Below are 18924 nucleotides of genomic sequence, written 5' to 3'. Positions count from 1 at the left end.
TATGGTAAAAACTATGCCAACCGCAGCAGTAGCCCCATAAATTTTTGTTAAAGATATAAATTGTTTTTATTATTTTAAGTTAAATCAACCAACATAACCTATTTTTATATTTTGTTTAGTGATTTCATTCAGGGGGATTACATATACTCCGAAAATCAAAAATAATCAATCTTTTTACAAACAGATATAATGAAAAAAACAAGACCTTTAATTCTAATAACGAATGACGACGGAATTTCGGCACCGGGACTTCGAGCCTTAATTGCCGTTATGGCAGAAATAGGCGAAATCGTCGTGGTTGCTCCTGACAATCCACAAAGTGCCATGGGGCATGCCATTACCATAAACAGCATGTTGTATTTGAATAAAATCTCTAAAGATAGTGATCCATTTTTAGAGTACAGCTGCTCCGGAACTCCAGTGGACTGTGTGAAACTGGCTGTAAATGAAATCCTAAAAAGAAAACCAGATTTATGTGTTTCCGGTGTCAATCATGGTTCAAATTCATCCATAAATGTAATTTACTCCGGAACCATGAGTGCGGCAGTCGAGGCAGGAATAGAGGGAATTCCAGCTATAGGCTTCTCTCTTTTAGATTATGACTGGAACGCCAATTTTGAAACGATCAAAACCTTTATACGCAAAATCTCTTTAGAAGTTTTAGAAAATGGACTTCCAGAAGGGGTCGTTTTAAATGTTAATTTCCCAAAATTAAACGAAAAGGACATCAAAGGAATTCGTATTTGTCGCCAAGCCAAAGCACTTTGGGTAGAAAAATTTGATAAAAGAAAAACACCGCAAGGAAGGGATTACTATTGGCTGGCAGGAGAATTTGTCAATCAGGACAAAGGCGAAGACACAGACGAATGGGCGCTCGAAAATGGATACATATCAGTTGTTCCAGTTCAATTTGACTTGACAGCACATCATGCCATACAGCAACTTAATACCTGGAAATGGAATGAATAAGAACGATTTAGTCTGGGGGATTTTGGTAGGATTTCTCACTACACTAGTTGGTTGCTATCTCTTTATTACCTTTTTTACTGACTTCCAGTTTATCATTGGAATTCAGATCATAAAAGCGCAGGGAAATTTAGGAAAAATCATCACACTGGGATCCATCCTTACGTTGATAGCCTTTGGCATTCTGCTAAAAATGAATAAAGAAATGATGGCGCGTGGTGTCGTATTGGCCATCATACTAATGACAGTACTCACTTTGTTTATTTAAGAAGGCTTATTAGTTTACCTTTGTAAATTGACATACCATTTATAACAGACCTGAATTTATAAATTTAAATGCTGAATTTATACCTTTCTAATCCAACAAACATGAAATACTACATTATAGCAGGGGAAGCTTCAGGCGATTTGCATGGTTCCAATTTAATGAAAGCACTTTATAAAAAAGATCCTAAAGCTGACATTCGGTTTTGGGGAGGCGATTTAATGAATACAACAGGCGGAACCTTAGTAAAACATTACCGAGAATTAGCTTTTATGGGCTTTATTGAGGTAATTTTTAATTTGAAAACTATTTTAAGCAACATCAAAGTCTGCAAAAAAGACATTCTTGAATTTCAGCCGGACATTCTTATTTTCATTGATTATCCTGGTTTTAATTTACGGATTGCAAAATGGGCAAAAGCGTTAGGAATGAAAACGCACTACTACATTTCTCCACAAATTTGGGCTTGGAAAGAAAGCAGAATTACAGCTATCAAGCGTGATATTGATAAAATGTATGTGATTTTGCCTTTCGAAAAAAAATTCTATGAAGACAAACACCATTTTCCGGTAGAATTTGTCGGGCATCCACTGATTGATGCCATCCACAACCAACCCAAAGTTGATTCAATCCTTTTTAGAACAGAAAACCAATTAAACGACAAACCGATAATTGCAATTTTACCCGGTAGCCGAAAACAGGAAATAACTAAAATGTTATCAGTCATGCTCAGTGTGGCAAATGATTTTCCAGACTATCAGTTCGTGATTGCAGGGGCGCCAAGTCAGGAATTTTCTTTCTATAAAGAATTCATCACTCAAGAAAACATTAAATTCATTTCTAATAAAACCTATGATTTACTGCGTAATGCAACAGCTGCATTAGTAACCTCAGGAACGGCAACACTGGAAACAGCGCTTTTCAAAGTGCCGGAAGTAGTTTGCTACAAAGGCAGCTGGGCTTCCTACCAAATTGCTAAACGAATTATTACCCTGAAATACATCTCATTAGTCAACTTAATTATGGATGAGGAGGTGGTGACCGAACTAATTCAAGAGCAATGCAATCCAAAACGCATTCGAGAAGAACTCAAAAAGATATTAGAAATCAACCACCGCAATACTCTTTTAGAAAAATATGCGTTATTAGAACAGCAATTAGGTGGCATTGGCGCTAGTGAAAAAACAGCAAAACTCATCGTGTCTGATTTACTGTAGATTATCTCTTATTTATAAATAGCTCCCTTTACAAAAAAATTACACTCTTTTGAAACATTTTCTATTTCTTGTATTGGTTCTTACCTTTTTTACGGCTTGTAAATCAACTTCCCCGATAACCAACTCGAAAAAAGCAGACCCAAAAGAGCAATCCATTCAATCCGAAAAAAGGAAAGCACACCGTCTGGTCGAACAATTAATCGATGCCGCTGCTGAAAATATTGGTGTGAAATACAGGTATGGCGGGACAACAAAATCAGGTTTTGACTGTTCCGGCTTGATGGTCAACATCTTTGATTCAAATGAAATAAGTCTACCTCGCACCTCGATTCAACAATCAAAACACGGTATTATTTTAGATCATGAACAAGAAAAAGCTAAAAAAGGGGATCTGATATTCTTTAAAACCAATAGAAACCGACAAATAAACCACGTAGGAATAGTCATTGAAGTCAATGAAGACGAGATAAAATTCATTCATGCGTCGACCTCAAGAGGCGTTATGATTTCCTCCACAAAAGAAGTGTATTACAAAACCAGATTTGCTCAACTCAACAGGGTTTTATAGCTCGAGTTCTTCATTACTAATCCCTGTGTTTCTATTTCTACCTATTTTCAAAAAAAATAAATTCGTTACGTACTAAAAATATGTACTTTAGAGTCATGAAAGTACTACAATTTCCTTTGGCAAGAATAACAATTGGGTTTGTTTCAGGACTTCTTTTCGCTTTTTACCTTCATCCTCCATTAGCAGCAGTCATTGTTATACTTTTAACCGCTATGAGTCTCTTTGGGGTGTTGTTTTTTTTATCCAAAAAAAGCAACACCCGTACCGCTTATTTTGGTATTGCCACTTATTTTTTGTCTTTTATCATTGGAACCACTACACAAGTAACCCACACGGATTATTTTCAAAAGGACAACTACACCCACAATACAAATGCTTTTGAGCAGCCTCATTCTATTTCTGTTGTTGTTAGAGAAAAGCTGAAAAGCTCCTTATTTAGCGACCGTTATATAGTCCTTGTCAACCATATTAATGAAAAAGAACAGTCTGGCCGATTGCTCCTTAACGTTCAAAAAAATCATTTAAACCCCGTATTTGCAGCAGGAACCCCTTTGCTAATCAAAGGCACGTTGTCAAGGAATAAACAACCTATGAATCCGAATCAATTTGACTACGGCAAATACCTTGAAAACAAACAAATCTATGCACAACTGTTTGCTGCTGGTGATGAAATAAAAATTGGAAATAAAACAGCGAAAAATATCTGGTACTATTCTTCAAAATTGAGAACGCGAATTATTCGGAATTTAGAAAAAAACAACTTCAATAAAACGGAATTGAATGTTGCCATTGCTCTGATCATGGGGCAACAACAAGATATTTCACCTGATATCATACGGGATTACCAGTATGCGGGAGCCGTACATATTTTATCCGTTTCAGGACTGCATATTGGCTTCATTTTGCTTTTTGTAACTTATATTCTAAAGCCGATTCCAAATACAAAAAAAGGCTCGTTCCTTAAACTACTCCTTATTCTGGCATCTTTGTCTATTTTTGGTATAATTGCAGGTTTAGCACCATCAGTAGTTCGCTCGGTGACTATGTTTTCCTTTGTGGCTATTGGGAATCATCTGCGCAGAAGCGTCAATATTTACCATACTTTATTAGTTTCTGTGTTATTGATTTTGTTTTTTGAGCCTTCGTTTCTATTTGACGTTGGTTTTCAGTTGAGTTACATTGCTTTGTTTTTCATTATTTGGCTGCAACCTCTTTTGGCCTCTGTGTGGCAACCAGAAAACAAAGCTTCAAAATACGTCTGGAACATTCTCACCGTTTCCTTGGCGGCGCAAATAGGTACTTTACCCCTGAGTATTTATTATTTTCATCAGTTTCCGGGTTTGTTTTTTGTGACCAATCTAATCATTATTCCAGTACTGAGTTTCATAATGATAGTAGGCGTTTTGGTAATGATTTTGGCCGCATTTGACCTTATTCCGGTTTTTCTCTCCCACCTGCTGGAAACCAGTATTTACTATTTAAACAAAATTATCAACGCAATAGCTTCGATAGAACAGTTTATAATTCAAGATATTCCGCTTAATTTATACCTGTTACTCAGCAGTTATTTAGCTCTAATAAGCCTTGTCATTTGGTTTAAAAAACCAACTTTCCACAAATTAGCAATCGCTTTAACTTGTATTATAGTTGTGCAATTTTCTTGTTTTACAACCCATTGGAACGTGCAAAACGAGCAGGAATTTATTGTTTTCAACAGCCGAAAGAATACCTTGATCACTGAACGAAATGGAGCAAATATCATTGTTTACGCCAATGACAGTCTTTTAAAAACGGCACAAGAAAACAGTCTTATAAAATCCTATCGCATTGGAAACCTGAGCACTTTACGACAGAAAAAAGAACTCCGAAATTTCCTGTATTTTAAAGGCGAAAAAATATTTATTGTAGACCATTCCGGAGTGTATCCCAAAAACATCAATCCGGATGTTATTGTATTGACACAATCCTCTAAAATAAATATGGACCGCCTACTCCAAATAATGAAGCCAAAATTAGTTGTGGCTGATGCGTCCAACTTTAAATCCATACAAAAACAATGGAAAGCCAGTTGCGAGAAACAGAAAATCCCTTTTCACGCAACAGGCGAAAAGGGATTTTATAAATTGAATTAATATTTTATTTTTTCAAAAAACCATTTGCAACTGCTAACCAGGCTGCTGGACCGCCGGCTACATACCCCGTACTGCCTATACCTTCAAAATTGACTTTCCCTTCTTTTGTAGTACCGTTTGCGAGTATAATAGTTGGAAACCCTTGTATGCCAAAAATTTGTTGTAATTCATTATTCTGCTTTTTTACCTCTTCAGTCTGTGGTACTCGTCTTGGATAATCTAATTCGACCAAAACGACATTTTCTTTTGCCCAAGCTGCAAATTCAGGAGTCTTCAAGACCTCTTTTTGTAACCGGATGCACCAACCACACCAATCGCTTCCGGTAAAAAACATTAATAATGGTTTTTTAGTTAAGGCTGAAACTTCCAGAGCCTTATTGACATTAGTCTCCCACACTAATTCTTGTGCTTCAGCAGCAAATGAACCAACTAACAATAACAACGTTATTATACCTTTCTTCATATCTATATTATTTACGGTGGACAAATCAAAAATGATGCCTAAAATTTATCGAACACCATGCATTAATTTCTTAATTATTGGAGTCATCAAAACAGAGAACAAAGCAACTACAATAGAGATAATAGTCAACATCCAAAAGAAGTAACTCAATCCGTGTTCATTGGCGATTTTATCTATATTTTCACCAAACATACCTGCACCTTTCATACCAATTGCTACTGCTAAGTACCAAACTCCAAACATAAAGGCAATCATACGGGCAGGAACTAATTTACTTACATACGACAATCCTACCGGTGAGATACACAGCTCAGCCATTGTATGGAAAAGATAAACTAAAATCAACCAGATCATACTTACTGAAGCTGTTTTTGCACCCGCTTCGATTCCGCTTGCCCCAAAAGCGACACAAGCCATACCAAGCGCTAGCAATGCCATTCCGATTCCGTATTTTAAATTTGCAGAAGGATTGTATTTACTTTCCCACCATTTTGAAAACAATGGAGCCAAAGAGATTATGAATAACGAGTTTAAAGTAGAAAACCAAGTGGCAGGAACTTCTGTCAATGCAGTAGTTACTTTATCAATTTTCAATGCTTGCAATGTTGAATCTGATAAAGTAAGATAACCCGCAGTGTAATAATCTTTAGTCAACATCCATAGTGCTATTCCCCAAATAATTATAAAACTGACACTAAGGATCATATTTGCAACAGCATAAAGTTTAAATGTTTGCTTAAATAATAAAATTAAAACCCCGGTAATAATAACCAACGGTAAAATAGTAATTAACGAATTAATCACTAAAAACACCACACTCCAATTGCCTGTTAAAACACGATCCGTATAATCACTGGCAAAAATGGTCAAACTGTTTGGTGACTGCTCAAAAATTGCCCAAAAGAAAATGGTAAGAAAGGCAAAAAAGGTAACCGCTATTAATTTTTCTTTAGTAATTTTAGAATATTGAGTAAATCTATAAATTAACAATACAATAAATACAAGTAGAGCTGAAACAATTGCAATCGCATTTCCATTAGGACCTAAGAAAGAAAAAATATTTATTTTGCCCCCGGATATTTTTGAAGCAGGATCATTTATAAGCCATAATAATGCTAATATAGAAGAGAAGGCTATTGCTGCCAATTGTATTGGCGAAAAAGGATTTCTTTTGTCAGTATCTAATGCTTCTGCTTTCGCTTTGCTTTCTTTATTTGGTTTTAAACCAATATCTCCAAAGATATCCTGAGACAGCCAAAACTGCAACATTCCAAAGAACATAAAAATTCCGGCTAAACCAAAACCGTAAGTCCAACCCACTTTTTCTCCTAAATAACCGCAAAGTAAAATCCCAAAGAACGCTCCGGCATTAACTCCCATATAAAACAAAGTATACGCACCATCTTTCTTTTCAGGACGGTCTTTGTACATTTCGGACACGATAGAGGTCATGTTGGGTTTAAAAAAACCATTCCCAAAAACCAACAATACTAATCCTAAATAAATAGAAAATTCTGTTTCAACAGCCATAGAAGCATGCCCTAAAGTCATTAAGCTTGCCCCAACAACAACAGCCCATCTAAAACCAATTACTTTATCCGCAAAATACCCCCCTAACATTGTGGACAAATAAACCAATCCTACATAGGATCCAAATAAGGCAGAAGCATTTTCGCGAGTCCATTCCCAACCACCATCTGTAAAGGAAGCGGTTAAAAATAATATCAACAAAGAACGCATTCCGTAGAATGAAAATCGTTCCCACATTTCTGTGAAAAACAAAACGAACAATCCCGCAGGATGTCCTAAAACGGTATTCTTAAAAAATTGATCTGTTGTATTTTCACTCATCCTATTAATTGTTTAATTCCTTATCAACTCCGTGCATTAATTTTTTGATTACTGGTGAAAGCAGCAGTAAAACAACCCCAAAACCAAGACCCGTATAAAATAAATATTCAAAAAGCACTAAATAACTCTGCTTTGCTAAATTTAAATCAGGTGCTGTACCATTTGAGGTGTCTACCGAAGCAATATTTGCTAAAATAGACGCAATAAATTCAGAACTGGCTGTTGCCAAAAACCAAACGCCCATCATAAACCCAACGATTTTTACCGGAGATAATTTGGTTACCGCAGAAAGTCCTACTGGTGACAAACTCAATTCTCCACAAGTATGTAAAAAATAAGCCAATATTAGCCAAATCGCTGCTACTTTTCCAGCACCAGAAAGGTTTATTCCCATCACTAATGCTCCAAAGCCTAGTCCTACTAATGCTAATGCTAATGCAAATTTTACAGCTGTATTCGGATTGTATTTCCCTAATTTCGGCCAAATCCAAGCAAAGACAGGCGCTAGCAATATTATAAACAAGGCATTAAAACTTAAGAACTGCCCGGCAGAAACTTCATAACCAAATATAGTTCGGTCTAAAATCCGGTCAGCAAATAAATTCATGGAAGTATACGCTTGTTCAAACAATGCCCAGAAGACAATAGTAAATACGATCAGAATAGTTAACGCAATCAACTGATCACGTGCTTTACCATCGAGTTGTGTAGCTGCGTAATAAACAATATAAATAAAAGAAATTCCACCCGCAATTTTTAAAGCCCATGAAACTGCATCGTGATTTTGGACCATTTGCCAAAACAATACCGTTGACAAAACACTTCCAATATAAATCAACCACTCATTTTTAAATCCAAACAATTTGTTTTCTAGGAAAGAAGGGTTGTTTGATTCTCCTTTTCCCATCAATAATTTTCTGCCGGAAATAAAAGTCAATAGTCCAAAAAACATTCCGACACCAGCTGCACCAAAACCATAACTCCAACCGTACGTTTCGCCCAACCAAACACATATTAGCGTAGCCATAAAAGATCCTAAGTTGATTCCCATATAAAACAACGTGAATCCAGAATCTCTTCGTTTATCGCCTTTTTCATATAATTCTCCCACTAATGAAGAGATATTGGCTTTAAGAAAACCAACCCCGACAATGATTAACGATAATGAAAAGTAAAATATTTGCAAGGCGGTTTCGTCCCGTGTAATTGCGCCGGTAATGGATTGTGTGGCAGCATTTCCTTCATAAGCCATTCCTATATGACCCAACACCAACATAATCCCACCAAAAACAATGGCTTTTCTAAATCCCAGATATTTATCAGCAATAAAACCTCCTAACACTGGAACGGCATACACTAAAGCAGCGTAACTACCAATTAATAAATTCCCCGAAGTATCCGAAAACAAATGGTACTTTGTCAGATAAAAAATCAACAAGGCTTTCATTCCATAAAAGGAGAAGCGCTCCCACATTTCGGTAAAAAACAATATAAAAAGCGCTTTTGGATGTCCAAAAAAATCTTTTTTAATCAATGCGTCGTTCGTCATAAAGCGCTGTTATAAATTTTCTTTGATGAAATTAGTCATTTTTGTGTACAATTGAATTCTGGTTTTCCCACCATAAATTCCGTGATTATTGTCTGGATAAATTTGGGAATCAAATTGTTTATTAGCCTGAATCAAAGCTTCCATCATCTGCATGGAGTTTTGAACGTGCACATTATCATCTCCTGAACCGTGTATCAAAAGGAATTTCCCTTTCAATTTATCTACATGATTTATTGGGGAATTATCATCGTATCCGCTAGCATTTTCTTGTGGGGTCTGCATGTAACGTTCCGTGTACACACTGTCATAAAAACGCCAGTTCGTCACAGGAGCTACAGCAATTGCCATTTTGAACGTATCATTTCCTTTCATGATGCAATTAGACGCCATAAAACCACCATACGACCAGCCAAATATACCAATTCTAGCCTTATCAACAAATGCGTAATTTCCTATTACTTTCGCAGCATCAATTTGATCTTCTACTTCGTATTTCCCTAATTGCAGTTGGGTTACTTTTTTGAAATCAGCTCCTTTAAAGCCAGTTCCGCGCCCGTCAACACAAGCTACAATGTATCCTTGTTGCGACAACATCATAAACCAATATTCATTAGAACTTCCCCATCCGTTCACAACCTGCTGAGAACCTGGACCAGAATATTGGTACATGAAAACAGGATATTTTTTAGTTGGATCAAAATCTTTTGGTTTAATCATCCAAGCATTGAGCTCATTCCCTTTTGCTGTTTTTAAAACAAAAAATTCTTTGGCCGGTAAATCATAGTTTTTTAGTTTCGTAGCCAATGATTCATTGTTTTCAATAACTTGTACTTGTTTTCCAGCCTTGGCCTCGTTCAATGTATACGTCGGAGGTAGAGACGCACTAGAAAACGTGTTGATGTAGTATTGGAAATTCGGACTGAATGTTGCCGCATTAGTTCCTGTATTTTGTGACAAACGGACTTTGTTTTTTCCGTCAAGACCTATTCTATAAACATCTCTGTTAATAGATCCGTTTTCTACCGACTGATAGAAAACTGTATTTGTTTTTTCGTCTAAACCGTAATAATTCGTCACTTCCCATTTTCCTTTGGTCAGTTGGTTTTTCAATTTTCCATTTTTATCATATAAATAAATATGATTGAAACCGTCTTTTTCGCTGGTCCAAATAAAACTGTTGTCTTTCAAGAAAGTCAAGTTATCTGTCACATCAACGTAGGCTTTGTCTTTTTCGTTCAAAACTACTTTTACAGCTCCTGAATTTCCATCGATAAACAACAAATCCAAATTGTTTTGGTGGCGATTCAATACCTGTGCTGATAGTGTATTCTCATCATTTGTCCATTTCATTCTGGCAATATAAAAATCGTTATAATTCCCAAGATTTATGTTTTTTACTGCATTCAAATTTACATCATAAATATGTAAAGAAACTAGAGCATTCTTCTCCCCGGCTTTTGGATATTTGAACGTTTGCATCGTTGGGTACAAGTCTTTTCCAAACATTGACATTGAAAATTCCGGAACCTGACTTTCGTCAAAACGTATGTAGGCTACTTTTTTGCTGTCAGCACTCCAGTCAAAAGCCTTTACAAAAGCAAATTCTTCTTCGTAAACCCAATCCGTAATACCATTAATAATACTGTTTTTTTGTCCGTCTGTAGTTATTGGAGTTGATTTATCAGCAGCTAAATCATGTACATACAGATTATTTTCTTTGGCGTATGCAATCTTTTTCCCATCAGGTGAAAAAGTAGGCTCCTGAACGGGAGAATCGAATAGTTTTCTTAATTTCTTATTGGCAATGTCATATAAATAGTAATCCGCTGTAAAGGAGTGGCGGAAGATTTGATTGGTATTGCAAGCCAATAGAATCATTTTTTCTGAAGCGTCAAACGTATAACTGTCAATCCCTCCTGATAATTCGGCGTACGATTTTGTATCTATTAATGTGGACACTTTTTTTAAAGTTGCAAAATCATACAAATCAATCTGCATGCTTCTGGACTGTCTGTCGGTATTCAAAACCGTATATTGATTTGTGTTTTTCAACGACTGCAATTCATCCATGCCTTGCGCCCGAAAAGTGCCGTTATAAATGGCATCAATGGTGATTTTTTGCTGCCCTGCAACTGCAAAACAAACGAATAAAAATAATGCAATAATTTTTCTTGAATACATGATATTTATTTAAATATAAAAACCGTCAATTTTAGTGAAAAATTTACAATAATTTCACATTATATGTGTTAAATCTTAAAAACAATATTTTAAACCCCCTTTTATTGAGGATAATAGGATTGCTACTAAAACGGCTAAAACCGTATATTTGCATTTAATTATACTATAATCAATTGAAAATGAATAAGGCCATTAGCGGATTTTCTAAACTATCCAAAGAAGAAAAAATTAAATGGATTGCCGATCAATATTTTTCAACACCCACAGAAGCCATCGCCTTGCTGAAAAACTACTGGAATTCTGATGAAAAAATACAGAAATTACACGATGAATTCATCGAAAACACGATAACCAATTTCTACATACCGCTTGGAGTTGCTCCTAATTTCCTGATTAATGGAAAATACAGCACGATTCCCATGGCTATTGAAGAAAGTTCTGTGGTTGCCGCTGCCGCAAAAGCTGCTAAATTTTGGTCCACGCGTGGCGGATTTAAAGCAACCGTAATCAATACTGAAAAAATTGGTCAGGTTCATTTTATTTATAAAGGTGATGTTTCAAAATTGAATTTGTTTTTTGTCCAACACAAAAATAAATTCTTTTCAGAAACCGAGTCGATTACCACAAATATGCAAAAACGTGGTGGCGGAATTTTAGACATTATTTTAAAAGATAAAACCGATTTATTGCCCCATTATTTTCAGCTGCATGCCACTTTTGAAACCAAAGACAGCATGGGCGCTAATTTTATCAATTCGTGTCTGGAACAGTTTGCTAAAACCTTAAAAGAAGAAGTCCAAAACTATAGTCTATTCACCGAATCAGAAAAAGAGATTGAAGTAGTAATGAGTATCCTTTCGAATTACGTTCCTAATTGTATCGTAAGAGCCGAAGTTTCTTGTCCGATTGCTGACTTGGAAGAAAAACACATTTTAAATCCTCAAGAATTTGCAGAGAAATTTGTGCAAGCCGTACAAATCGCCGAAGTCGAGCCGTACAGAGCCGTTACGCATAACAAAGGAATCATGAACGGAGTAGATGCGGTAGTTTTGGCAACTGGGAATGATTTCCGCGCTGTCGAAGCCGGAATTCATGCCTATGCTTCCCGAAACGGAAAATATTCCAGTCTCTCCCACGCCAAAATAGAAAATGGTATTTTTACTTTTTGGCTAGAAATCCCTTTAGCATTAGGAACTGTTGGTGGTTTGACTTCCTTACATCCATTGGTAAAATTATCCTTAGAAATGTTAGAAAAACCTTCTGCCAAGGAATTAATGCAGTTTGTAGCCGTAGCCGGTTTAGCCCAAAACTTTGCCGCATTGCGTTCTTTGACTACCACAGGAATTCAGGAAGGACACATGAAAATGCATTTAAATAACATCATCAACCAATTTGAAGCTACTGATGAAGAACGTATTTTAATCCAGAAACATTTTAGAAAAAATGCCGTTTCGCATAGCGCTGTGGTCACCTATATTGAAAGTTTAAGAAAATAATTTTATCTTGAAGCAACAAAGAATAAGGTTGCTTCGTTCCTCGCAAAGACAATGAAGAAAACATTTTACAGTAACGGAAAACTTTTAATCACAGGTGAATATCTAGTCCTTGATGGCGCCAAAGCGTTTGCATTACCAACAAAAATGGGGCAAAACCTCATTATAGAAAAGGGAAATAATAAGGAAATCATCTGGAAAAGTTATGATGCAGATGGAAGTATTTGGTTTGAAGACACTCTTTTATTTTCTGATATTTCAAAGGAAGTTCAAACTAAAAATGAATCGGTCAAGGCTACACTTAAGATTATTTTGCACGAGGCATTCAAATTAAATCCGGGTTTCATTTTAAATTCAGAGGGATACACAATCACGACTGAACTTAGCTTTCCCAAAAGCTGGGGTTTGGGCACGTCATCGACTTTGATAAACAACATTGCTCAGTGGTTAGACATCGATGCTTTTACATTACTTAAAAACAGTTTTGGAGGTAGTGGTTATGATATTGCCTGTGCACAAAACGACACCCCTATTGTCTATCATTTGGAAAAAGGTACTCCTATTGTTGAAAAAGTATCTTTTAATCCGGATTTTACTAACAATCTTTACTTTGTCTATCTGAATAAAAAGCAAAGCAGCAAAAGCGCAATAACAGCCTACGATATGAATAAAAAGAATAATCTCCCGAGAACGATTGCTTTAAATGACGTGATAACCTCTGAAGTTTTGAATGCGACTACAATTCAATCTTTTGCTGCAGCACTACAAAAACACGAAGTACAAATGAGTATTGTTCTGGAAACACAAACGATAAAAGAGTCTTTGTTTCCAGATTTCAATGGCGTGATAAAAAGCCTGGGAGCTTGGGGAGGCGATTTTGTAATGGCAATTGCAATTGAAAATCCAACTGACTATTTTATTTCAAAAGGATATGAAACTATCATCTCGTACAAAGAGATAATTCTATAAACAAAAAAAATCCCGTTTAGTTTTATACCAAAAGGGATTTTTAATTTATCCTGATAGACTAAAAAGTATAGCCAATCCTTAAATGTAAATCAGCAGCGGTTTCCCATTCTCGTATTTCAAAATAGTATCTTTTACCTAAACCAATTCCTAATTCATAATTAAAATTACTTTCAGAAATCGATCTTCGGATTCCCCATTTTGGAATTAAGGTCATTTGATTAGATACATTTACGTTATCTCTATTAGAAATAACAAACCAATCGGGATAATAATTAATCCCAAGTGTCAAAAAATTGGCACTGTTATTTTTGATAATTTTTCCTGTAGCCTCTCTTTTTACAATATTGTAATACCATCTTGGCTCTAAACCTAATTTGGGTGTTAATGCATAAATTGTTTTTCCGACAAAATCTCCACCACGTACACCACCATCAAAACCTATTTCTGACCTAAGCACTAATTGGTTCGACAATTTTGATTCATTATTTATCCAAAGGCCAAAAAAACCAGCTTGAACATTATAAATAGATTTTTCTAAACCCTCGTTTTGCGCACTAGCTACGTCACAAAAGAGTAGCAACAAACATAAATAAATTATTTTTTTCATTTTTTTGTTTTTAGTTAAAAAATTATTCCAAACGATAAGCCAAAGGCTGTAATCTTATAATTCCCTTCGTTTTGGTGCTTTATTAATTCTATGTCTTTAGACTTTTTAAACAAGTCAACATAGTATGAAATCTTCTCATTATCGGCAAAAATTAATCCGACACCTAATTTAGATGAAGTTCCATTCCCATCAAATGAATCTGACCATTTTATATTTCTACCGGTTTGCAAATAAGCAAATAAGCAATTATCTCTATCTTGATTAGAAAAAACTCTTATATCTAAAAGGATTGGAGTTGATAAAAACGTTTCTTTTATGTTATAATCAATACTAATTCCTGTAGAAAGTGCTATAAAATCCCAAAAAACTAATCCATGAATCGTGTTCAAATCAAAACTAGAGCCGTCTGATTTCTTTTCATCATCTTTTCCGAATTTTGAAAAATAACTTTCTGTATTTTTTGTAATAGAAAGGGATGTCATATTTAAATAGCTAACAGTGGATTCCATTTTGTCTTGTGACAAGAGAAAATTATATTGAATTAAAAAAAATAGTACACAAATATTTTTCATATTGATTAATCTATACCATCTTGAAATTTACTACCATGCCATTCACTACCATGCCTTACCGCCCCAATCATTTTTACTTTGAAATTTTTTGGTCTAATTAATTGGCCACCAGCACCTATGTTAGAAATTTCCCAAGTTCCGCCAGAATCCCCAGCACTTAATTTAATTTCTGCGCCAAAATCAAATGATTTTTCCCTAACACCTATATTTAAACCTTGATTAAGAACTGACTTTTGAATTATCACTTTTCCTGTTTGAGGAAATTTAGCAACAAATGTGCGATTTGCCGGAGGAGTATAGCTATTATTTCCCAATGCACTTCGTAGTTGTGCAGTTATGCTTGAATACAAACCATTATAAAAATATTCGTTTAGTTTACTTGCTTTTAAACTACTGTCAATTCCTCCTTGAACTGCATCGTCTAATAAAGGCCAGCCAGTCCCAAAAAACTCAAAAGTCAATCCTAAACCATCGTTTTGAAAAATTTGGTTTAAAGAAGAATGATTTAAATCGGTATAGGTATATCCTCCAATAGTTAAAGAGTTGGGTTGATATAATATTTTTTTGTCATTTAAATAATATGCTTTTTCTTGAAGTTGATTATATGTCATTGCACTGTTAAGTAATTTATCTACATCATATTCAAATTGTGCAGCTTCAACTACTAATCGGATTTCATCTGTCGCTTCAACTCTCCAAAATCCAGTCCAACCTCTATATTGATTAACACATTTTACTCCCAAATGATAAACAAGCAAATAATTATAATTAAATGCTTTCGTTTTAACTCTTCGTCTAGTTTCATATGCATCTATGCAAACATTATTATCTCCAAAAAGACTTCCAAAAATTCCACTATGTGGATCGCAATCACTTAAATTTGATAAAAAACCGCTGTAACTAGGATCTGTAGAAGCAATTGAACTTGAAGTCGGAGTATAACTACTAACTCCACCAAAAACACTACCCTCATTACTTTCAATTGGTTGCATTTTGAAATAAACTAAATCAGAATCAATATATGTAACACCTCCATTAGGGTATGCATCTAAAATTCTCTCTTTAGCAGTCTGTGGAGTTTCAACCATTAAATCACTAGAAATATCATTTAAATTCAAATAATCTTCTAAGACCGTATATTTTTCCTCATCCGCAATAAATAAACCAACGTCCGTATATTTATAAATTTCAAAACCTACTTGAATTTCACCATCAGAATTAAGTAATGAAGCGAAAGTATCGTCTCCAATAATATCTTCTATTTCATCCAAATAATTAAAACCAACTTCCATATTAGCTGAAGATGATATTTTATTACTAGAAATGGTACTTTTGTAACGAATTTGATCATTTATTTTTTTACTATACTGCATGTACAAAAAATCTTCATTTTTTTCAGTAACAATAGGCCTTAATGAATAAAACCCCTCTTCATAGAAAGGCTGCAAAAAAATACTTATTTTTTCATCCGATTCATCAGCATATTGTTGATAAACCCTAACAAAAGCATCTTTGCTCTGAAAAAATAATCTACCATTTTTAATAACTACATCATCTTTAAAAGTAGAGCTTACTAGATTTGAATCGAATTTTTCAGTTTCGCAAGAACTAAAGGACAAACAAACTAACATAAGTATCAGTATAGCAACGACACTTTGTTTGTTTGTTTGTTTGTTTGTTTGTTTGTCATAATTTTTGGTTTTTTTTATTAATTTATTTTTTTAAGAATCTTCTTAAAAGTTTATTTAAAACTACAACAAAATCTTACTTTTTTTCTTTACTCAATTAAAACTTATTAACATTTGAAAAGTAAAAATTCAACTTTTTGTGAAGGCCTAAAATTATGAAAAAAAGTCCCTTCGCATACAAATAAAAAATCCCGATACATTCAGCATGTATCGGGATTTTTATTGTGATTAATTACTTTTTGACTAGTAATTGAATTCTTGTCTGTTGTCTTCAATTTTAGCATTTCCTTTCAAGGCAGGAACTACTCTATTAGCATCTGAAGCGCTTTGTTCCTTTAATTTAGAAACATAAGAAGCATGGCTTTTCAATGCTGGCGCTTTTACAGTGCTATTGTTTTTCACTACATAAACACCTGTATTTCCTTCAATTGGAGCTGACATTTTATTTGCTGCTAAAGCAAATGCATTTCCTACTACACTTGGCTCTTGACCAACACCTGGCAACATCGTGTTTAGCATTGTCAAGTCAGTAGCTTGTTGTACGGTAGCTCCTACTGCTTTCGCGATTGCTTCCAGCGAAGAACCTGTCATTTTTGCCTTTATCAATGCTGCTTTTTTCTTGTTTTTTAGTATTTGTTCCACATAAGGTCTCGCCACAGAAACAGCTACTAAACCAGAATTGTCAATACTCTTTAATTTTGCAATTACGTGACCTACATTAGCCACTTCAAATCTTTTTACAGTACCTACTTTTACTCCTTTTTCAAAAGCCCAACGAACGATTGATCTTTGATTTCCTAAAGTTCCAAAGTTTTCGTCCATCCCTTTTACAGAAACAGCCGGAGCTACTACAAGCCCCATATCTTTTGCAACTTTGTTAAAATCTTTGTCCACAGCATCCATTTCTAATTTAGTTGCCTGAGTAAACATTTTATCTGAAGTGGCCTCAGATGCTTCTATTTTCTGAGCTACAGTAGCCAAACGAATTCCGTCTTGCTTATCAGTAACTTTGATAATATGAAATCCAAAAGGCGTTTCTACTAACCCTACTTTTCCAATACTGCTATTGAAGACAAAATCATTAAATGGTTTTACCATTTGGTTTGGACCAAAATAACCCAAATCTCCCCCTTGTTGCGAAGATGAATCATCAGAAGCTGTGAAAGCTAACATCAAGAAACTATCCGGACTGGCAGTAACTTGTGCTAAAATACTTTCTGCTTTTGCTTTTGCTTCTTCTTTTGTTCTTTTTTCCTTTTGATTTGGAACTTGAGTCCCTTCATAACTGATCAATATATGACTTGCTTTTGCATTCACACCTGATTTCATTCCCATTGATTTTGAAATACAGAAATATTTCCCGTATATGTAAGGCCCATAAACGGCTCCAGGAGCAAGATTAAATAATTTATCTGCATCAATTGCAGGCAAATCTTTTTTGGCCACATAAGAAGAATCATAAGGAACATCTGAATTTGAATTCACAAACTCAATTGTATTAGTTGCTGCTCTGAATCCTGGTAAGGTATCATTTTTTCCGGTAGCTTGATTGTATACTACTGTTCCGGCTAACAATGCATTTATTTTTGATTTTACTTCGGCTTCATCAGCTGGTGAGGCTTTGTCTTCGATCAAGACATATTCTACTTCACGAGATTCGTCTGCTTTGAATTTTTTTTCATTTTTCTTCATGTAATCAACAATTTCAGCATCAGTCACTTTTACTTGACTGTCTTTGATTGTTGAATATAATCCTGCAACATAGGCAAAGTTTACTTTATTTGCTTCCATCTCATACTGCAACTTGCCTTCGCTCTCCGTTGTAAAAACGGCCGCTTTAATCAATGTAGTATATATTTGATATTTAGCATTAAGATCTGCATCTTTTTCTCTGTCTTTCAAAAACTGAGCTTGGGCAGGGTTTGCTTTGAAATATTCTTTAAATTTTGCAATATCAAAAACACCGGCTGCATTCAAAAACAATGGATTCCCACCAATATTTTGATCGCCTTTCAGCACTTCTAATAGGTGTTTTTCACCTACTCGTAATCCTAATTTTTCAAATTCAGACGTTAGCAAAGCAACCGAAACTTCTTGTTCCCATACTCTGTTAGCCGCTTCAGTTGAAGTAATTCCTTGACCACTTTTTTCAACATTACTCACTTTAACTCTAAAATCTTCAAATGAAATATCTTTCCCGTCAATGCTTCCTACATCTTTTGATGTGCTGCTGAAACCTCCACTGCTAAATATATCACCTATGATAAATGCTAATAAACAAAACCCAATAACTAAGATCAGAAGAAGCGAACGTTGTCTAATTTTTTGTAATAATGCCATTTTATTGTTGTTAATTTTTATATTCAGGTTGCGAAAATACAATTATCTAATTAATAATTATAG

General features: G+C 34.9%; 15 protein-coding genes. 7 read left to right on the top strand and 8 right to left on the bottom strand.

Annotated features, from left to right (window positions below; translation table 11 throughout):
- Positions 1–189 precede the first annotated feature (189 nt).
- From surE to EKM03_RS10875, 5 genes are all read left to right on the top strand, one after another.
- Positions 190–969: a 5'/3'-nucleotidase SurE gene (gene surE, locus EKM03_RS10895; RefSeq protein ID WP_126457467.1), complete on the top strand. Its 780-nt coding sequence runs from the start codon at positions 190–192 to the stop codon at positions 967–969.
- A complete protein-coding gene (locus tag EKM03_RS10890; protein ID WP_126453152.1) occupies positions 962–1234 on the top strand; it encodes a hypothetical protein in 273 nt (90 codons plus the stop codon). Before surE ends, EKM03_RS10890 begins: the two co-directional genes overlap by 8 nt.
- Before the next feature lie 101 nt (positions 1235–1335).
- On the top strand, positions 1336–2448 hold the full coding sequence (gene lpxB, locus EKM03_RS10885; RefSeq protein WP_126740420.1) for a lipid-A-disaccharide synthase: 1113 nt from the start codon (positions 1336–1338) through the stop codon (positions 2446–2448).
- A gap of 49 nt (positions 2449–2497) precedes the next feature.
- Positions 2498–3016, top strand: a complete 519-nt coding sequence (locus tag EKM03_RS10880) for a C40 family peptidase (RefSeq protein ID WP_126740419.1) — start codon at positions 2498–2500, stop codon at positions 3014–3016.
- Positions 3017–3111: 95 nt separating this feature from the next.
- On the top strand, positions 3112–5148 hold the full coding sequence (locus EKM03_RS10875) for a ComEC/Rec2 family competence protein (RefSeq protein ID WP_126740418.1): 2037 nt from the start codon (positions 3112–3114) through the stop codon (positions 5146–5148).
- Positions 5149–5152: 4 nt separating this feature from the next.
- On the opposite strand, the gene EKM03_RS10870 is transcribed toward EKM03_RS10875, so the two are convergent.
- From EKM03_RS10870 to EKM03_RS10855, 4 genes are read right to left on the bottom strand one after another with little or no spacing between them, the layout of a single operon-like run.
- Positions 5153–5611: a thioredoxin family protein gene (locus tag EKM03_RS10870; RefSeq protein ID WP_126457471.1), complete on the bottom strand. Its 459-nt coding sequence runs from the start codon at positions 5609–5611 to the stop codon at positions 5153–5155.
- A gap of 45 nt (positions 5612–5656) precedes the next feature.
- Positions 5657–7462 (bottom strand): peptide MFS transporter, encoded by a 1806-nt coding sequence (locus EKM03_RS10865; RefSeq protein ID WP_126740417.1) that lies wholly within the window; start codon positions 7460–7462, stop codon positions 5657–5659.
- A gap of 4 nt (positions 7463–7466) precedes the next feature.
- A complete protein-coding gene (locus tag EKM03_RS10860; protein WP_126576789.1) occupies positions 7467–9011 on the bottom strand; it encodes a peptide MFS transporter in 1545 nt (514 codons plus the stop codon).
- Positions 9012–9020: 9 nt separating this feature from the next.
- Positions 9021–11192 carry a S9 family peptidase gene (locus EKM03_RS10855; protein WP_126740416.1) on the bottom strand — a complete coding sequence of 724 codons (2172 nt, stop codon included), beginning with the start codon at positions 11190–11192 and terminating at the stop codon, positions 9021–9023.
- A 179-nt stretch (positions 11193–11371) separates the two neighbouring features.
- Here EKM03_RS10855 and EKM03_RS10850 point away from each other — a divergent pair, with 179 nt between their 5' ends.
- Both EKM03_RS10850 and EKM03_RS10845 read left to right on the top strand, forming a co-directional pair.
- Positions 11372–12688 carry a hydroxymethylglutaryl-CoA reductase, degradative gene (locus tag EKM03_RS10850; RefSeq protein WP_126568720.1) on the top strand — a complete coding sequence of 439 codons (1317 nt, stop codon included), beginning with the start codon at positions 11372–11374 and terminating at the stop codon, positions 12686–12688.
- Positions 12689–12739: 51 nt separating this feature from the next.
- A complete protein-coding gene (locus EKM03_RS10845) occupies positions 12740–13654 on the top strand; it encodes a GYDIA family GHMP kinase (protein ID WP_126568721.1) in 915 nt (304 codons plus the stop codon).
- 58 nt (positions 13655–13712) lie between these two features.
- Here EKM03_RS10845 and EKM03_RS10840 read toward each other — a convergent pair whose 3' ends face one another.
- The 4 genes from EKM03_RS10840 to EKM03_RS10825 all read right to left on the bottom strand — a co-directional run bounded on the left by EKM03_RS10840 (position 13713) and on the right by EKM03_RS10825 (position 18861).
- On the bottom strand, positions 13713–14261 hold the full coding sequence (locus EKM03_RS10840; protein ID WP_126576786.1) for a hypothetical protein: 549 nt from the start codon (positions 14259–14261) through the stop codon (positions 13713–13715).
- A gap of 14 nt (positions 14262–14275) precedes the next feature.
- Positions 14276–14785 (bottom strand): hypothetical protein, encoded by a 510-nt coding sequence (locus EKM03_RS10835; protein WP_126740415.1) that lies wholly within the window; start codon positions 14783–14785, stop codon positions 14276–14278.
- Positions 14786–14838: 53 nt separating this feature from the next.
- Complete coding sequence (locus EKM03_RS10830) at positions 14839–16464, bottom strand: hypothetical protein (protein ID WP_126740414.1); 1626 nt, start codon at positions 16462–16464, stop codon at positions 14839–14841.
- 300 nt (positions 16465–16764) lie between these two features.
- Positions 16765–18861 carry a peptidylprolyl isomerase gene (locus EKM03_RS10825; RefSeq protein WP_126576784.1) on the bottom strand — a complete coding sequence of 699 codons (2097 nt, stop codon included), beginning with the start codon at positions 18859–18861 and terminating at the stop codon, positions 16765–16767.
- Positions 18862–18924 lie beyond the last annotated feature (63 nt).

It is taken from the genome of Flavobacterium sp. GSP6 (assembly GCF_003984855.1).
In the GTDB taxonomy this organism is placed as follows: domain Bacteria; phylum Bacteroidota; class Bacteroidia; order Flavobacteriales; family Flavobacteriaceae; genus Flavobacterium.
The sequence above is the reverse complement of the archived record's forward strand: the minus strand, read 5'-3'. Positions and strand labels throughout refer to the sequence as shown.